Origin of the sequence: Nitrospira lenta (assembly GCF_900403705.1) — a bacterium.
GTDB classification, from domain to species: Bacteria; Nitrospirota; Nitrospiria; order Nitrospirales; family Nitrospiraceae; genus Nitrospira_D; species Nitrospira_D lenta.
The window spans coordinates 142,761-159,535 of record NZ_OUNR01000019.1; the positions used below are offsets into that span (position 1 = coordinate 142,761).

The 16,775-nt window shown below is 60.2% G+C and carries 16 protein-coding genes and 1 pseudogene; 15 read left to right on the forward strand and 2 right to left on the reverse strand.

Going from position 1 to position 16,775, the window contains the following annotated elements; all coding sequences use genetic code 11:
• Window positions 1-42 precede the first annotated feature (42 nt).
• Window positions 43-858, reverse strand: coding sequence for an SHOCT domain-containing protein (locus tag NITLEN_RS15380; RefSeq protein ID WP_146216221.1), 816 nt, complete (start codon window positions 856-858; stop codon window positions 43-45).
• A gap of 105 nt (window positions 859-963) precedes the next feature.
• Here NITLEN_RS15380 and NITLEN_RS15390 point away from each other — a divergent pair, with 105 nt between their 5' ends.
• The 4 genes from NITLEN_RS15390 (at window position 964) to NITLEN_RS15405 (ending at window position 5,637) form a co-directional block, all read left to right on the forward strand.
• Window positions 964-3,669 carry a calcium-translocating P-type ATPase, SERCA-type gene (locus NITLEN_RS15390; protein ID WP_121990523.1) on the forward strand — a complete coding sequence of 902 codons (2,706 nt, stop codon included), beginning with the start codon at window positions 964-966 and terminating at the stop codon, window positions 3,667-3,669.
• Window positions 3,670-3,744: 75 nt separating this feature from the next.
• Window positions 3,745-3,936 (forward strand): hypothetical protein, encoded by a 192-nt coding sequence (locus tag NITLEN_RS15395; RefSeq protein WP_121990524.1) that lies wholly within the window; start codon window positions 3,745-3,747, stop codon window positions 3,934-3,936.
• 166 nt (window positions 3,937-4,102) lie between these two features.
• Window positions 4,103-4,309 carry a hypothetical protein gene (locus tag NITLEN_RS15400; RefSeq protein ID WP_121990525.1) on the forward strand — a complete coding sequence of 69 codons (207 nt, stop codon included), beginning with the start codon at window positions 4,103-4,105 and terminating at the stop codon, window positions 4,307-4,309.
• Between the two features lie 11 nt (window positions 4,310-4,320).
• A complete protein-coding gene (locus NITLEN_RS15405) occupies window positions 4,321-5,637 on the forward strand; it encodes a type II restriction endonuclease (RefSeq protein WP_121990526.1) in 1,317 nt (438 codons plus the stop codon).
• A gap of 527 nt (window positions 5,638-6,164) precedes the next feature.
• Here NITLEN_RS15405 and NITLEN_RS18210 read toward each other — a convergent pair.
• Entirely contained in the window at window positions 6,165-6,329 is a 165-nt protein-coding gene (locus tag NITLEN_RS18210) for a hypothetical protein (RefSeq protein WP_181416911.1), read from the reverse strand.
• A gap of 218 nt (window positions 6,330-6,547) precedes the next feature.
• Here NITLEN_RS18210 and NITLEN_RS18940 point away from each other — a divergent pair, with 218 nt between their 5' ends.
• The 11 genes and pseudogenes from NITLEN_RS18940 (at window position 6,548) to gnd (ending at window position 16,771) form a co-directional block, all read left to right on the forward strand.
• Window positions 6,548-6,682 carry a DUF2934 domain-containing protein gene (locus tag NITLEN_RS18940; RefSeq protein WP_121990528.1) on the forward strand — a complete coding sequence of 45 codons (135 nt, stop codon included), beginning with the start codon at window positions 6,548-6,550 and terminating at the stop codon, window positions 6,680-6,682.
• 148 nt (window positions 6,683-6,830) lie between these two features.
• Window positions 6,831-7,061 (forward strand): annotated as a pseudogene (locus NITLEN_RS15420) (aldehyde dehydrogenase family protein); the annotation flags it as partial.
• 73 nt (window positions 7,062-7,134) lie between these two features.
• On the forward strand, window positions 7,135-8,706 hold the full coding sequence (locus NITLEN_RS15425) for an oleate hydratase (protein ID WP_121990529.1): 1,572 nt from the start codon (window positions 7,135-7,137) through the stop codon (window positions 8,704-8,706).
• A gap of 234 nt (window positions 8,707-8,940) precedes the next feature.
• Window positions 8,941-9,867: a periplasmic heavy metal sensor gene (locus tag NITLEN_RS15430; RefSeq protein WP_121990530.1), complete on the forward strand. Its 927-nt coding sequence runs from the start codon at window positions 8,941-8,943 to the stop codon at window positions 9,865-9,867.
• Between the two features lie 381 nt (window positions 9,868-10,248).
• Window positions 10,249-12,567 carry a 2Fe-2S iron-sulfur cluster-binding protein gene (locus tag NITLEN_RS15440; protein ID WP_146216222.1) on the forward strand — a complete coding sequence of 773 codons (2,319 nt, stop codon included), beginning with the start codon at window positions 10,249-10,251 and terminating at the stop codon, window positions 12,565-12,567.
• 2 nt (window positions 12,568-12,569) lie between these two features.
• Entirely contained in the window at window positions 12,570-13,313 is a 744-nt protein-coding gene (locus tag NITLEN_RS15445; protein WP_121990533.1) for a hypothetical protein, read from the forward strand.
• An 8-nt stretch (window positions 13,314-13,321) separates the two neighbouring features.
• A complete protein-coding gene (locus NITLEN_RS15450; RefSeq protein ID WP_121990534.1) occupies window positions 13,322-14,137 on the forward strand; it encodes a cytochrome c3 family protein in 816 nt (271 codons plus the stop codon).
• 142 nt (window positions 14,138-14,279) lie between these two features.
• Window positions 14,280-14,663, forward strand: coding sequence for a CBS domain-containing protein (locus NITLEN_RS15455; RefSeq protein ID WP_121990535.1), 384 nt, complete (start codon window positions 14,280-14,282; stop codon window positions 14,661-14,663).
• A gap of 188 nt (window positions 14,664-14,851) precedes the next feature.
• Window positions 14,852-15,001 (forward strand): hypothetical protein, encoded by a 150-nt coding sequence (locus NITLEN_RS18215; protein WP_181416912.1) that lies wholly within the window; start codon window positions 14,852-14,854, stop codon window positions 14,999-15,001.
• On the forward strand, window positions 14,979-15,671 hold the full coding sequence (locus NITLEN_RS15460; RefSeq protein WP_121990536.1) for an ROK family protein: 693 nt from the start codon (window positions 14,979-14,981) through the stop codon (window positions 15,669-15,671). The genes NITLEN_RS18215 and NITLEN_RS15460 overlap by 23 nt, the downstream gene beginning before the upstream one ends.
• 20 nt (window positions 15,672-15,691) lie before the next feature.
• Window positions 15,692-16,771, forward strand: coding sequence for a phosphogluconate dehydrogenase (NAD(+)-dependent, decarboxylating) (gene gnd / locus NITLEN_RS15465; RefSeq protein WP_281267830.1), 1,080 nt, complete (start codon window positions 15,692-15,694; stop codon window positions 16,769-16,771).
• The last annotated feature ends 4 nt before the right edge of the window (window positions 16,772-16,775 follow it).

The window sequence follows — 16,775 nt, forward strand, 5'->3', positions numbered from 1 at the left end:
TGCGGTCACTACATCGACGGGTAGTGCAGCGCGAGACGTGGGTTAAAAATGTTGGAGGAGTTCTTGGCGCTTTTGTTGATATTCGTCGTCAGTGATCAGGCCCTGTTCGCGCCAGGTCTTCAAGCGGTGGAGCTTCTCTTCGATCATCGCCGCCGGAATTTCCGGTTCTGTCTGAGTCGGAGAGGAACCTCGGCCATGCTGCAAGAAGCTGGCGAGCCATGCCCGGTAGTCGACCGAGAGAGCCGGGGCAGAAGTCACGGCGATACTTGTTGGGAGGTCGTTCCTGACCAGCGTGGCCTGGTAGGGTCCAGGTACGAAGTGAAAATCCACCTCGCCCAGCGGGTGAAGTGGCGTCTCTCGGGCCATCTCGATCTTTCGTTGCGTGGTGGCAGGTCTCCGGGCATTGGCCAGCAGGACAAGGAGTTGATCGCCATGGATGAGCAAACCTCCGGTTGTGACAAGGGGAATGCCATCCTCGCGGGTCCGCCGGAGGACAAAGACCGGCATTTCGTTGGGCCGGGCTTTGGCCAATGCGGCTCGGAGATGTGGGGCGAGGAGTTGGGCTTCGTCCTTGGGAAAAGCCGTTTCAGGCTGCGGCTCTTGTCTCAGAACCCAGTAGCTGAGAAAGCTGATCTCCGGCTGGATCCTCAAGGATTGCAAGAGTTCAGCGAGATTACCGGGAGTCAACTCAGCAATCTCCCCACGGGGTTCGCCAGACACCTCCTCCTGAACCACGGGACTGTCCAACCGCACAAGAATGGTTGGGTCCTCGTACACCGTTCGGGAAAAAGTGGGAGCGCTCGCACAGCTCGCGAGGAGGGAGGCCATCACGACGGCGGCAAGGCTGGACGTGATCACGCGTGCCTGCTCGGAGCAAGTGGCCAGAATGCTCATCGCGCAGGATTATAGCAGACGCACTGGGAAGGACAACGTGAGTGAAGGCCGGACATTGCCGGAGGTGACATGAACGCGCACGATTGGCACACGCATACGCCGGACGAACTTGAGACGACCTTGCAGTCCAATCTGGACAGAGGATTGGCTGAGCGGGAGGTCCAGCAGCGCCTGGCTGAGCACGGTCCGAATGAACTGCCCGAGACTCCTCCGGTCTCAGCCCTGACGCTCCTCCTCGGACAGTTCACCAGCGTCATCATCTGGGTGCTGATCGGAGCGGCGATCATCTCCGGGTTGCTGCAAGAATGGGTGGATGCCGCCGCGATCCTCGCCATCGTCCTGCTGAACGCTCTCCTGGGCTTTGTGCAGGAGTACCGAGCCGAGCAGTCCATCGCGGCGTTGAAAAAGCTCTCGATCACAATGGCGCGCGTGATCCGAGAGGGGGTGATCCGGTCAATCCCCGCGCGTGAGCTCGTGCCGGGCGATCTCATTCAGATCGAAGCGGGCGACCGTGTTCCCGCGGACAGTCGCGTCATCTATGCGACGGGGCTCCAGACCCAGGAAGCCTCGCTGACCGGCGAATCGACCCCGGTCGCCAAATCCGCCAAGCCGATTCTTCAGACAGAGGTGCCCTTGGGTGACCGCCATAACATGCTCTTCATGGGGACCATCGTTGTCTCCGGAAAAGGGCGCGCGCTGGTGACGGCCACTGGAGCCCAGACGGAGCTTGGGAAGATTGCCGCGCTGATTCACCGAGAAACCCAGGCCGAGCAAGAGGAAACGCCGCTGCAACGTCGCCTGGAGCACCTCGGCCACACCTTACTGTGGCTCTCGCTGGGCATCGTGGTGGTGGTGTTTCTGCTCGGGGCCTTGCGCGGCATTCCGCTGGTGACGATGTTCCTCACCGCCGTGAGCCTGGCCGTGGCGGCGATCCCAGAAGGCCTGCCGGCCGTGGTCACTATCACGCTGGCCTTAGGCGTGACGCGGATGGTGAAACGGCATGCCTTGATCCGGCGGTTGCCCGCCGTCGAAACCTTGGGCTCGACCACCGTGATCTGCTCCGACAAGACGGGGACGCTCACGAAGAACGAGATGACGGTGACGACCCTCTATCAAGGGGGCGACGTCTTTACCGTGACCGGTGAAGGGTACGCGCCGGTCGGGGAGATCCGGTCGGACAGTGAGCCGACGGCACCAGCTCTGAAACCAGGACTCATGACGCTCTTGCGCGCCTCGGTGCTGTGTAATGGTGCCGACCTTCGGCTGGAGGCCTTTCTCTGGCACATCGTGGGTGATCCCACGGAAGGCGCGTTGCTGGTTGCGGCAGCCAAGGCCGGATTGACAAAGCATCACCTTGAACAGGAAAACCTCTGGCTGGGCGAAGTGCCGTTTGACTCAGAGCGAAAGAAAATGACGGTGGTGCGCCGCACTCCCTCCGGTCCCGTCGCCTTTATCAAAGGGGCTCCAGACGTACTGCTGCGCGACTGCCAGGCCTGGCTCACGCGAGGCGGGGCTATCCAGCCGCTCACGGATGTGATCCGCCAAGAGATTACGGCCACCAATCAGCGCCTTGCGTCTCACGCGCTCAGGGTTCTTGGGGTGGCCCTGCGTCCGCTGGATCGGATTCCGGACGTCTATGACGCCAAGAGTCTGGAGCACGATCTCGTGTTCTTGGGATTGGTTGGGATGAAAGATCCGATCAGGCCGGAAGCGAAGGCGGCCGTGGAAGCCTGTCGCGCCGCTGGGATTCGGACGGTGATGATCACGGGTGATCACAAGGACACGGCAGTCGCCATTGCGAAAGAACTCGGGCTGATGGAGTCGGGTGCGCAAGCCATCTCAGGCTCGGAGCTGAACCAAATGTCGGATGAGGAGTTGCGTGATCGTGTGAAGGCAGTGGCCGTCTATGCGCGTGTGACGGCAGAACATAAGCTTCGAGTCGTCCACGCGTGGAAGCAACAGGGGGCGGTTGTGGCCATGACCGGCGATGGGGTGAACGACGCGCCGGCTCTGAAGGCGGCGGACATCGGAGTGGCGATGGGCATGAGCGGGACGGACGTCACCAAAGAGGCCTCAGACATGGTCGTGATGGATGATAACTTCGCTTCCATTGCGGCGGCCGTCGAGGAAGGTCGGGCGATTTATGACAACATTCGGAAGAGTGTGTACTACCTGCTATCCTGTAACATCGGGGAGATCCTGCTCATGTTGCTGGCGACGCTGTTTGGCCTCCCGCTCCCCCTGCTTCCGGTGCAAATCCTCTGGATTAACTTGGTCACGGACGGCTTGCCTGCTCTAGCCTTGGCGGTTGACCCGGCGGATGAGGGGCTCATGAGACGGCCCCCTCGCCCGCCGCAGGAGCCGTTCCTCACACGGGCACGCTTGCTGAGACTGTTTGTTCAAGGAACTTTCCTTGCTGTGATCACGCTCTTGGCGTTTGTGTATTGTCTCTACGGCATGGACCTCAATCTGGAGCGTGCCCGCACGCTGACCTTTACGGTGATGGTGTTGGCGCAGCTCTTTCATGCCCTGAACAACCGGAGCGAGGACCGATCGATCTTTGCGCTTGGCCTCTGGACGAACAAGCCGTTGCTGGCGACGGTCGCCTTGTCTGCGCTGCTGCAGGCCGGCATTGTGTTCTGGGCTCCTGTTCAAGGTATCTTCAAAGTCGTCCCCTTCGATCCTGAACATTGGATTCTTGCATTCGGGATCGGCATCCTGCCGTTGATTGCCATGGAGATCTGGAAGGCAGCAAGAAAGAAAGGTGACGTCTAGAACAGGACAGCCATCGATGTCTCTGGGTTTGCCTCGGTCGACGATGTGTTTCTGCTGGGCGGAAAGAGGTGCGCAATGGAAACGATACGAGCGACCGTGTTTCAGGGGATCAACAACATCCGTGTGGAAGAGGTGGAACGGCCGCATGCTGGAGTCGGCGAGGTAGTGATCCGCATCACCCTGACGACGATCTATGGTGTTATACCGGCAAGGGAAAGATGCCGAGGCAAAGCCTCACTTCTTGAAAGCGGCGGCGTTGGCGCCTGAGAACGACGTCATCCAGGACGCACCTCCGTTCAGTAAAGTGGAGGCGCCATCGAGGCCCAGTGGACCCTCGGGCATGTCCGACGGCCATGGGCATAGTCACTAACTTATGGCATGCCTATGAGGCTCGCTGTACGAGCCTCATAGGCGAAGTTACGGAGGTGCGACCATGTACAAGCCTGTTCAGCCGGCCTACCTCATGCTGGTCAGTGGACTCGTGCTCTTTACGTTTGGGATGATTATTGACGTGGCCCAGCACGGTCTTGAGTTTGTCATGTCTGAGTTTCGCCATGCGCCATGGGCCCACGGCTTGCCACTGGCTGGCATCCTGCTGATCCTCGTCGGAACAGTTCGACTACGGTCATCTGAACGGTAAAGGTGCAGCGGATGAAAAAGAGTGAATGTGCCAGGCCGAGTACTCCTGATACAGGGACGGTTGGACCTCTTCGTGACCTCCTTCTGAGGTGGCGCGAAGACGCCAGCGGGACGTACCAAACGTGGTTTTTATGGGAAGAACGCCTGAAGAACTTCCGATCCATACGGCGAGGCATCGGCGAGGTGGTCAGAGAAATCGAACAGGGCACTTTCGGGAACGTGTACAAGGGCTCTTCCCTAGAAACGGTAGTCGGGTCCATCGCTGAGCAGCGCCAGATCTTCAAGGGAGCCGATCATGCATTCCTGTGGAAGCCCAAGCTGCGTATCCCTGATATCTATGAAAATCATGCCAATCAACTTGCCTTCGCACGATTCCTCGACAGGTGTGTCTGTTGTAGCGATGAGGACACGATTCTCGAGTCAATTCAGGCGTTGGACCGGCAACGCATCAAAGGCCTCGGCCCGGCGGTGGGCAATCTTCTCTACTTTCTGCATCCCACCCTCGCACCGCCGTTCAACACCGCCATGGTCAAGGGATACAATCGCCTGACCGGGGCTCGGGTGAAACTTGGCAGGTGGGATGAGTATCTCGCCATGCGCAGCGGGATGCTCCGACTGAATGAGCAATACCGAGATATGTTGTCGAATGACCTCGGAGCGCTTGCCGGGCTGCTCTTCGATCTCGGTGTCGAGCGGTATCCGGCGCCTCCACAGGAGGACGACCCTCACGCGCGGGCTACCTGGGAGAGAGATCTTGCGGATGTCCAGACGACAGCGAAGAAATTCGAGAAGTCGAGGACGACCGCAGAAAAAGAAGACCGCACGCACACGGAAATTCAGGGTTGGTTGCGTGATCTCGGACAAGCGCTGGGCTTCGCGGTGTGGGTTGCGGCCAACGACCGCGGTCGCTCTCTCGGCACCGGCCGCCTTGGAGATGGATGTCTTGAGGCGTTACCGTCCGTGTTAGGCGAAGGACCGGGCGCGGAAGCCGTGCGCTTAATCGATGTCCTGTGGCTGGATCCCGCCAGTGGACGGGTCGCCGGGGCCTTCGAGGTGGAGCATACGACGTCCATCTATTCTGGTGTGGTCCGGCTATTGGATCTGGCATTGGGCAGCGCCGCAGGGACGGCGCATGGCCTCTTTCTCGTGGCACCGGACGAGCGCGAGGAAGATGTCAGAGCTCAATTGCGGCGCCCAGCGTTCAGCCGGGTGAGCGATCTCCAGGTTCGCTATCTGCCCTATTCCGAACTGGAACGGCACCGAGAAGCGATCGCACGGTTCGGGCAGGGGATGAAGCCCATCGAGGCGCTCGCGAGAAGACTTGTTTGAGCGATCTCAGAGCGGACCATCGAAGCGTCTGGAGACGACGCTGAATGTGTCATCTCCCACGCCATGCAGGACCGTCCCTTCGGCTGTTCGGCCACGATTGCAGCGAGGGCCATATGACCCGGAGGTACCGTTGACGGATATCGACACCCGTCACCCCGCATTGACCGACAATGAGCCGTGAATGCGTTTCAAAGAAAGAGGTCTTTACACGCCAAGTCTTACGAGCACGGTTAGTGCGTTTGTGCGATCCGTGCTGTGAGCGCGATTGTCGGGACTGCACGTGTGACGGGTCCGCCTTTCCGACGATGAAAAGCCGGGCGCGGCATTCGCGCGGAGACCTCAACCTGTAATGCTGGAGGGTCCTTAACGTCTATATAATAAGAAGTGCGTCATGTGTTGGATTGAGCAGTGGGAAGATACGCGAACACAGTACGGATGATGAATGCGAGATAACTGCACCTCATCGATGCAGTGGCAAGGTTCACTGCCACCGCAGGAGGGCGTTGAGAGCTAGATTGGTTTGAATGTTATTCGCGGTCGGGCTCGTGCTGGCGCTTCCACCGCTGATCTTTCGGGTCGTCGTCGTCGACCTCGATATGTCGATGGTATGTGCGCCAGAGCAGGCGGACATGAGAGCAGAGTGTCATGAAGGTCAATATCACGGAGAGATTTGGCTTAGAGACCGTTTCCATGCTGTTCGTTCCGTGAACACGGTGAGGCGAAAGTTCACCGGGGACTTATACGAAAGCTTGACGATCATGACAGGGCCATTCGCGCATGGAAGGAGGAAGTACGACTTAAGAGGAAGTGCGACTTAATAGGATGCAGATTGAAAAGGGGATCGAAATGAAGCAGCCACTATTGAAGGGGAAGCACAAGGACACGGAAGAATGAAACCCCAACGTATTCGTTGCCCGATGAGTTACAGGAGCGAATCACTAAGCGAACCTACGAGCTTTACCTCCAGCGAGGTTGCCGGGAGGGGTGCGCCCTGGCGGACTGGGTGGACGCGGAGCGAGAGATTCTTACGTTGCCACGCAGCTAAGCTACATCCAAAAGAAAGAATAATGTGATGTGGCCAATATTGCACAGATATCTCACCGCATGGATCGCTAGCATTAGGTTGGTTTCGGGGCACACCGTGTTCACAGCTATGCGGGATTCCCAAACGGACATCCCGACTTGCAGGATATTACGGGATAGCAGGGCAAAAAACCGGGGCCCTGGCAGAGATGTACGAGAGCGTGGCGAGCCGCATCGACACGGGCATGATGTTCATCAACCACCCGACCTGGACGACAGCCGATTTGCCGTTCGGCGGTATCAAGAACTCTGGCTACGGACGCGAGCTCTCCAGCATGGGCATCCAGGAGTTCGTGAACACAAAGTTGGTGGGCGTCGCTTCAATCGACACCCCGGCATAGCCAGTGGAAAAAAGAATTCCGACGAGGCAGGTGCATTGCGTAAGTAACCAAACTTTCTGACGAACCAGACGACATGAGCACGAAATCAAAGGCCTATCTCGTGGGAGGCGGCATCGGATCGCTGGCCGCCGCCGCGTTCATGATCCGCGACGGCAACATGCCTGGTGGCAACATTTCGATCCTCGAAGCGGCACCCATCATGGGCGGAAGCCTGGACGGCGCCGGAAATCCCGCGGACGGGTATTCGTTGCGCGGCGGTCGCATGTTGACCACCGACAACTACGAATGCACCTGGGATCTCTTCAAGTCGATTCCCTCACTGGGCAACCCGGGCAAGACGGTGTTCGAGGAAACCGTCGAGTTCAACCAGAAGTACAAGGCGCATTCGATGGCGAGGCTTGTCGATCGCCGGCGCGCCAAGGTGCCGGTGACATCGATGGGATTCTCGATGCAGGACCGGATCGAATTGCTGAAGCTCAGCAATGCCGACGAAGATGCGTTGGGCGCAAGCCGGATCACCGACTGGCTTTCGCCGGCGTTCTTCGAGACCGAATTCTGGTACATGTGGGTCACCACGTTTGCGTTCCAGCCTTGGCACAGCGCGGTTGAATTGAAGCGCTATCTGCACCGCTTCATGCTGGAGTTTTCGCGCATAGAAACGCTTGGCGGCGTCAAGCGGACCATCTACAACCAGTACGACTCCCTGGTGCTGCCGTTGCAGGGCTGGCTTGAGGCCCAGGGCGTGCGTCTGGTCCGGGACTGCACGGTGACGGACCTGGATCACAAGAGCGAGGACGGCAAGTTCGTCGTGACCGGGATCCATTGTCTGTGCCAGGGCAACAGCGAAGTGATTGCGGTGAATGATGGCGACCTCGTCTTCCTGCAGAACGGCTCCATGACCGACGCTTCCAGCCTCGGTTCGATGACGAGCGCACCCGCGAAGCTAACCAAGGCCGACAGCGGCGGCTGGACGCTCTGGGAAAAGCTCGCGCAAGGCCGGCCGCAGTTCGGCAATCCTGCGGCCTTCAACAGCTGCATCGCGCAGTCGTGCTGGGAGTCGTTCACGGTAACGCTCAAGCACCCCGCATTCTTCGACGAGATGAATCAGTTCAGCGGCAATGAGCCGGGCACCGGCGGGCTGGTGACCTTCAAGGACTCGAACTGGCTGATGTCGATCGTGCTGGCGCACCAGCCCCACTTCACCAACCAGCCTGTCGACGTCCAGGTGTTCTGGGGGTACGCGCTGTTTCCGGATCGGGTCGGCGATTTCGTTCCGAAGCCGATGGCCGAATGCACTGGCACCGACATCCTGCAGGAGCTCTGCGGTCATTTACGCTTCGATCTGGAGACCGTTGCATCGGCCAACTGCATTCCTTGCCGGATGCCCTACATCACCAGCATGTTCATGCCGCGCATGCGCAGCGACCGGCCGCTGCCGGTGCCGCGTGACTCGAGGAATTTCGCGTTCATCAGCCAGTTCGTCGAAATTCCTGGCGATGTCGTCTTCACGGTGGAGTATTCGGTGCGGGCAGCGCAGATAGCCGTCTATGAGTTGCTCGGTATCGACCGCGCGATCCCGCCCATCACGCCCCACGACAAATCACTTCGAACGCAGTTTGAGGCGTTGATCAAGGCGTTTAAGTGATGTTGGGAAAATAGCACCGAATGGAAGGCACGCTCAAAGAGATCGGTGCCGGCCCCATACGTCGGCGTGTCATGGACCTAGCGAGGTGGGGCAAATCGCCGAGTCTTGGAAGGCCGAACATGAAAGCGTCAGAGGCTTCGGCAGCGGCGTTCTGGTCTGATTTTAGAAACGGCTTCCGTACAGATAGGGAATGCGATCTTACTTACATAATCATTTAAAGAAAGGAGTCGTTCGATGACACAGAATAGACCGCTTATGGCCAATCGAGTGTTTCATGCCCTCGTTGTAGCCGTGATGGTAGTGACGTTTGTATGGCCTTCAGTGAGCTGGGGGGAAGATGTCTTTTCGAATAAGGATCCTCAAGCCCTGCTCGATCAGATCACAGAACTGCAAGCGGAAGTCGCAAAGCTGCGCGCGGCGGTGCAACAGACAGATCGGATGAAGCGATCAAGGGCGGGTTCCCGTATGAAGATGGGTGGCGGCAAGGCCATGGTCGTGATGGACGATATGGGTGAGATGGGCGGCATGGGTACGGGTCAGAACCGTGGCATGTCGCAAGGTCTAGGCGGGGGGATGGGCAAGATGGGTGACCAGGGTGAGATGGGGGGCATGTCACCTGGTGGCAAGTCGTCTGGTGCGGGCGGTGGCATGGGGATGATGGATGAAGGTGAGATGGGCGGGATGGCTTCAGGGGGAGAAATGGGGATGTGCTGTATGGGAGAGATGGGCGGGATGATGAGTGGCATGATGGGTCCTGGTCGCGGCATGGGAGGCATGAAAAGTTCGTCTTCCACGATGCCTGGACAGCCTGGCGCCTCCCATCTGTATCACATCGGGTCAACCGGTTTTTTCCTCAACCATTCGAAACATATCACCCTGACTGCCGACCAAAAAATGACGTTGAACCGGCTCAAGGAGAGGGCATTTCTTGACCGCACCACGGCACAACGACGCATCGATCAAGCCGAGCAGGAGCTGTACCAGTTGACAGGCGCCGACCAGCCGGACACGACTCAGATTCAGGCGAAAATAGCCGAGATCGAGAAACTGCGGACTGATCAGCGCATGAATTTCATCCGAGCGGTGGGGGAGGCCACCAACGTTCTCACGCATGATCAACATCGAGCCCTGTTAGGGACGATGACGTCTAATCAAAAGTAAGGACCGAACCATGAAAGGAGCACATGCCATGCGTACCCAAAGACACACCATTTCAGCTGTTCTTGTCTGTTTCACGTTGGGTCTTTCTTCCTTGAGCTTCGGAGCAGACAAGTCCCAGTCCATGACGGACCAGATGTCACCTGAGTTGCGCAAAGACATGGCGGATATGTACCAGAAGATGGCGGACTGTGTGAGAACGGGGAAGTCAAGCGAGGACTGCCAGCGACAGATAGCGAAAGATTGCCCGGTGGTCGCGAAGACAGGTCAGTGTCCGATTGAAAAGGGAATGGGACACATGATGGGTCCTCGTGGCATGCGTCCAGAGGGCATGGGTCCCATGACAGGTCCTCATGAGATGCGCTAGCAGAGGCGTGTGATGCCATGAAGGATCCTCACCGTAACGTTTGCGTACTGACCCTGGCGACAATTCTGGTGCTGGGCACGCCCGCCACCGGCCAGATAGGGCCCGACGAGCATGCCAAACACCATCCTCAACCGGGCACAGCCAATCCGGCTGCCGGTGGGAATGCGGCGGGTGTAGCTCCGGGCGGCCGCGTGGGCGGGGGGATGGGGCCGGGCATGGGGGCTGGTATGGGTGGAGACCAGTCCGCGGCCGGTGGAGGCCCAGAGCCCGGCCGTATGGGGCCGCCCGCTGGCGTTGGGCCGCCAGGCGGCATGGGCGGTGGTATGGACGAGATGATGAACAAAATGGGGACGCCGCCACCCAAGGAACTCTACCCCTTGCTGATGGATGTGCCGGATCTGCTGCCCGAACAGCGTGCCGAGGTCGAGCAGTTGGCGCATGAACGAATGAAGGCGGGGACCGCACGTCTCTCGTCCGGCTTGGAGAAGCTCGCCGGGGCAACCTCAGATGATGACTACTCGGCCATGCAACAAGCGACCGAGCACATGCGACAGGGCCTTGCCCAATTTGAAAGCGGGCTGGCGGCGCACCGAGCGCTGAGCGAGGGGCAGGTCACCCGCAACGTGGCCCTGCAGTGGTTCAAACGCGAGATGAACCTCGCGTCTCCCATCCCGCGCGACGAGCTACATGCGCTTCTTGGGATTACGCCATTTCACCTCTTCACGATGGGGCTGCTCATCGTGTTCGCGCTCGCCATGGTTGCCATGTACTTCTTCAAGATGCGCCGCGCCGCGGCTCTCTTTGGACGTCTCGATCCCGGCTCGGGGCCGCCGCCGCCCGGCGCGTCACCGCCGCTTGCCGGAGCCCCCGGGCCGTCCGCGCCGCCAGCCGGAGGGAAACCACAGGCTGGAGGGACACCGCCACCTGCGGCGCCGCCTTCGCCTCCCACGCCGCCAGCCGCGCCGGGTGGCGGAGATGCCGCAAAAATTGCCGGCCGAGCAGATGAACTCTGGCAAGCGAGAGGGCGGCCTCTGGGCTCTCCCGAAATTGACTGGGTGCGAGCCGAAGAGGAACTCGCCAAAGTGGCGGAAAAGCCTGCAGCCCCACCTGCTGCCGGAGGTTCGCTGCCCTCGCCCGCGGCGCCCCCAGCCGAAAAGTCACCGCCGCCGACTCCGTCGCCTGCCGCGCCCGCGGCATCAGCGCCATCGCGAGAAGAGTCATCGGCGATCCCCGTTCCGACCGCGAGCTCCGCGCCTCCCCTGACTGCGAATTGGCGAGGGCAGCTCCGCGTGGGGAGCATCGTCACGGAAACGCCAAGCGTGAAAACGTTTCGTCTCCTGCCTTTGTCCAACGACGGCCTGCTGCCGTTCACGTTTGTGCCCGGTCAGTTCCTCAACGTCGCGTTCTGGATTGGCGGCGCGAGAATGAACCGCTCGTATTCCATCTCGTCCTCCCCGACGCAGCGGGATTACGTCGAGCTGACCGTGCGGCGTGAGCCACGGGGCGCCGTTTCCCGTCACATTAATGATCTGCTCAAGGTGGGCGACCAGATCGAAGCGGGAGGCCCGGTCGGAAAATTTACGTTTACCGGAACAGAGGCCGACAGTATCGTGCTTGTCTCCGGCGGCGTGGGCATTACGCCCATGATGAGCATCACTCGCTATCTCACGGAGCGGGCATGGGCCGGAGACATCTTCTTTATCTACACGTGCCGCACTCCGGCCGACTTCATTTTTGCGGACGAAGTCGCCGCGCTTCAGCGCCGGAATCCGAAGTTGCGCGTCGCGGTCACGATCTCTAAGGCAGAAGGGACAGACTGGAAGGGCGCTCGCGGACGCATCACGAAGGAATGGCTCACGCAGACGGTTCCCGATCTGGCTTCGCGGAGGATCCACCTGTGTGGGCCGCCAGCGATGATGGACACGACCAAGGCCCTCCTCGCCGAGATCGGAGTCCCTCCGGACCGCGTGAAGACCGAAGCATTCGGCGCACCCAAGCCCACCCCGGCCGCCGCGGGGACCACCGCCAAACCCACTGCCCCCGCGACCGGCCCGCTCGTCACGTTTTCGAAAAACAACAAGTCGGCCAACATTCGTGTGGATCTCCAGACTGGAGACAGCCCGCCGAAGCAGAGCATCCTGGAACTCTCCGAGGAGCTCGGCATCGGAATCGACTTCTCGTGCCGCGTGGGCACCTGCGGCCTGTGCAAAGTGAAGCTGACGTCCGGCGAGGTCGAGATGGCGGTGCAGGACGCGCTCGATGCTGACGACACAGCCAACAACATCATTCTTGCCTGCCAGGCCAAGCCGAAGGGCGAAGTCACGGTGGAGGCGTAGCCATGAAAGAACGTGAAGGCATCGTCGTCAGCAGCACCGTTGGCCTCTTATTGCTGGCCTGGCTCGGCTTCCTCCTCCACCGCTCGCCGCGCTTTGCGGGCAGCGGAATGGGGGCCGTGTTCGGGATCGCGGGGGCCGTGCTCATGCTCGTCCCGCTCGCGTACCCGATCGTCAAGCGTATTCGCTTCCTCAAGGCTCGAATTACACCGCACGTGTCGATGCAGTCGTTGCTGACCCTACACGTCTACGCCGGCATTTTGGGCCCTCTGCTCGCGATCATTCACACGGGTCACAAGTTCAACAGCGTGCTGGGAATTGCCCTCACGGCCGTGATGCTGCTCGTCGTCGTGAGCGGGTTTGCCGTCCGCTATCTGCTCACGCATTGCGCCCATGAGATCAAAGACAAATTACTCCTGCTGCAGACCGCCAGGGGCGATCTCGACAGTGCGTGGGGAGTGCTTGAGCACACCCCTGCTGAGATGAGAGTCCTTCCCAAGACACCTGTCCTGGCAACGGGCCTGGCGTCGCTGGGAATCGAGCTCCCCTTCGGCGGCCCAGCCGGTGAGGTCATCCGCACGGCCGATGGCGTAGCGGACCTGGAATATGCGATCCGCACGCACGAGTTGTTCAAGCGCTGGTTTAGCCGATCTCTCACGCTGCATATAACAGCATCCTTCGTGCTCTATGTCCTGCTGCTGCTCCATATCTGGTCGGGGATTCATTTCGGACTCAGGTGGTTCAGCTGAGCGTATAGATGAAGAAATCCATTCTCTTACTCGTCCTCGTTTTCGCCACGGCGGCCGCGCTTGCCGCTCTGTGGGAATCGGGAGCCAACGACGTCGCTCTGTGGCAGAGGCAGGTGCGCCCGGGGAACCTCTCGGTGGCGCATGCGTCGCTCGACAACAATTGCGCCGCCTGTCACACGCCCGTGAAAGGACCGGTCGATGTGAAATGTATCGGCTGCCATGCCAACAATGACACGCTGCTGCAACGTCAACCCACCGCGTTTCACGTGAACATCGGCCATTGTGCGCAATGCCATATCGAACATCAGGGCACGTATGCACGACTGACGAGGATGGATCACGTGAAGTTAGCGGAAATTGGGTTGCAGCAGTTGGAGCGATCGGCGTCTGATAGTGAGCAGAGGCAGGCCGCCGATCAGCTGGTGGCCTGGGTCCGCCAGGTCACCATGCCGGGTTCCCTGCCGAAGCTGCCTCCCGTGACAGCGCTCGAAATGACATTGAATTGTTCGAGCTGCCACAGCACCAAAGACCGCCACCGTGGTCTTTTTGGAGGCGAGTGCGCGGTGTGCCACGGGACGACACAATGGGCCATCGCCGGATTTCGCCATCCCTCTCCGCGGTCGGTCGAGTGTGCCCAGTGCCACCAGGCGCCGCCGAGTCACTATATGATGCACTTCGACATGATCTCGAAACGGATTGCCAGGCAGGAAGATGCGCAAGTAGCCCAGTGCTGCGGGCCTGCTCAAGTGAACCAGTGTTATCGCTGCCACCAGACCACATCCTGGAACGACATCAAAGGCGTCGGTTGGTATAAGCACCATTGATGGAGCGACACGAGGTTTGGAGCGTGACGGAGCGTTTCAGAGGAGGAGAAAGTGAGATGGACGCAGGCGAAGGCACCATGATCAATCTCGTGCAGGAGCTGCGGCTGAATTTCGATCTCCCAAACTGAAGGAGGAAAAGCACATGAGTTGTTGTAGCGAAGTGATGACACCCATCGAAGCGTCCTCATGCTGTACCCCGCACGATACGGTGGCACACGCGGCGCAAGCAATGCGTGATTCCGGTTGCGGCTGCGCACCTGTGGTTGAGGATACAGAACACCTCAAGCTGGTCGGCGTCGTCACCGAGCGCGACGTGTGTTGCGGCGGGGCGGCTGATGACCGGCGCGCGTCGGAAGTGCGCGTCGAGAAAATCATGCGACCCGTGTCTGCCTGTTGTGGGGCGAGCGAGCCGGTTGAAGAAGCGCGCCGGAAACTCCACGAGCAGCGCGCGACATGCTTGCCCGTTGCGGACAAGGCGGGCGGTTGTTGCGGCACAGTCAGCGTTCACGGTTTGGAGAAGTGGTAGAGCAACGGACGACGGCATCGGTAAATGCGACGAGCCATTCGACGACGCCGAAACCACACCCCTGTACGGGCGTGTCGGCGCAGCACGGGGGGGGCATCCCCTGTGGGCTTGTATAAACATCGCGGAGCCGGGGAACCGAGAAGCCATGACCCTTACGCCAGATTCCATCGAAGGCACAATGATTTGTCGTGCGTTGGGTGACGCTCGGTGTCGAGATCTTCGGCGCCGGGCTTGTCACGCGCGGCATGTGCGTGCCGATCGCGCATCTCACACGCGAGGTGAAAGGGGTCATCGCGTACACCTCTGGAGAATCTGATGATGAATGTCCTTGCGATTGATCGAGGTGGAACGCACGTCAGAATCCTTGCGTCCGGAAAGACCACGCATCGGGAATTTCCTTCCGGACGGGCGCTGACGGCCAAGCGGATGGTCGTGGCCGTCACGAAACTGGCAAAGGATTGGAAATATGACGTGGTGTCGATTGGCTATCCGGGCCTTGTGGTCCACGGGCGACCCGTTTCGGAACCGCACAACCTCGGGCCGGGCTGGGTTGGATTTGATTTCGCCGCCGCGTTTAAGCGTCCCGTCACGGTCATCAATGATGCGGCCCTGCAAGCCTTGGGTAACTACAAGCGCGGCACCATGCTCTTCCTGGGCCTGGGAACCGGCCTGGGCTCCGCCATGATTGTGGAGGGCATGGTCGTGCCCATGGAACTGGCCCACCTGCCTTACAGGAAGGCAACGTACGAGGATTATGTGGGGATTCGCGGACTGAAGCAGCACGGCAAAGAAAGATGGCGGCGACATGTCGCGGACGTGGTGGAGCGCCTGATCGCCGCCCTCGAACCCGACGACGTGGTGCTGGGCGGAGACAATGTCAAGAAACTGAAGAAGCTGCCTCCCGGTTGCCGCGCCGGCGACAACGCGAAGGCATTCATCGGCGGATTTTGGCTGTGGGCACATGCCACTGGCGTGCGACGACCTATGAAGAAGGCCCGTCCCTCGTGAGAGAGACACGGCGAACGGCCATGGACCAAGTAAGAGACGTACCTCAACACATCGCAAAGGCTGTGATGAAAAAAAACACAACAACACAACTCGGAATGGTGGGACTGGGCCGGATGGGTGCCAACATGGTGCGACGGCTGATCAAGGGAGGGCATGAGTGCGTGGTCTTCAATCGGTCGCCACAGAAGGTGAAGGACTTGGTCAAGGAGAAGGCCATCGGCGCCTCCTCGCTCGACGACCTCGTGACGAAACTCCAGAACCCGCGGGCCGTGTGGTTGATGGTGCCCGCCGCCGTCGTGGACCAGTGCATCGCCGACCTGATTCCGCTGCTGGAGCCCGGGGACATCCTGATTGACGGCGGCAATTCCTGCTACGTGGACGACCTTCGGCGCGCGAAGGACCTTGCGCCGAAGGGCATTCATTATATGGACGTGGGCACGAGCGGTGGGGTGTGGGGATTGACGCGCGGCTACTGCCTGATGATCGGCGGCGAGAAAGACGTGGTGCAGCATCTCGATCCCCTCCTCGCCACGCTGGCGCCCGGCATCGGCGACATTCCGCGCACAACCGGACGCGAGAAGCTCGGCGGCACTGCCGAGCAAGGCTACCTGCATTGCGGCCCGAACGGCGCCGGCCACTTCGTCAAGATGGTCCACAACGGCATCGAGTATGGCCTCATGGCCGCCTATGCTGAAGGGCTCAGCGTCTTGCGCGGCGCCAATATCGGCAAGCAACCACAGGACCCCAACGCCGAAACGACGCCTCTCCGCGATCCCGAGCAGTATCAATACGACCTCAACCTGGCTGACATCGCCGAGGTGTGGCGGCGCGGCAGCGTCATCGCCTCGTGGCTGCTGGACTTGACGGCGGACGCGTTGGCCAAGGATGCCGGCCTCGCGCAATTTGCGGGCCGGGTGTCGGACTCCGGCGAAGGTCGGTGGACGATCAAAGCCGCCATCGATGAAGGAGTGCCGGTGCCGGTACTCACCACGGCGCTGTATGCGCGATTCGCGTCCCGCGGCGAGGCGGATTTCCAGGGCAAGCTGCTCTCGGCCATGCGCTTCGGGTTCGGCGGCCATCTGGAGAAATCTGCGAAATAGGGAG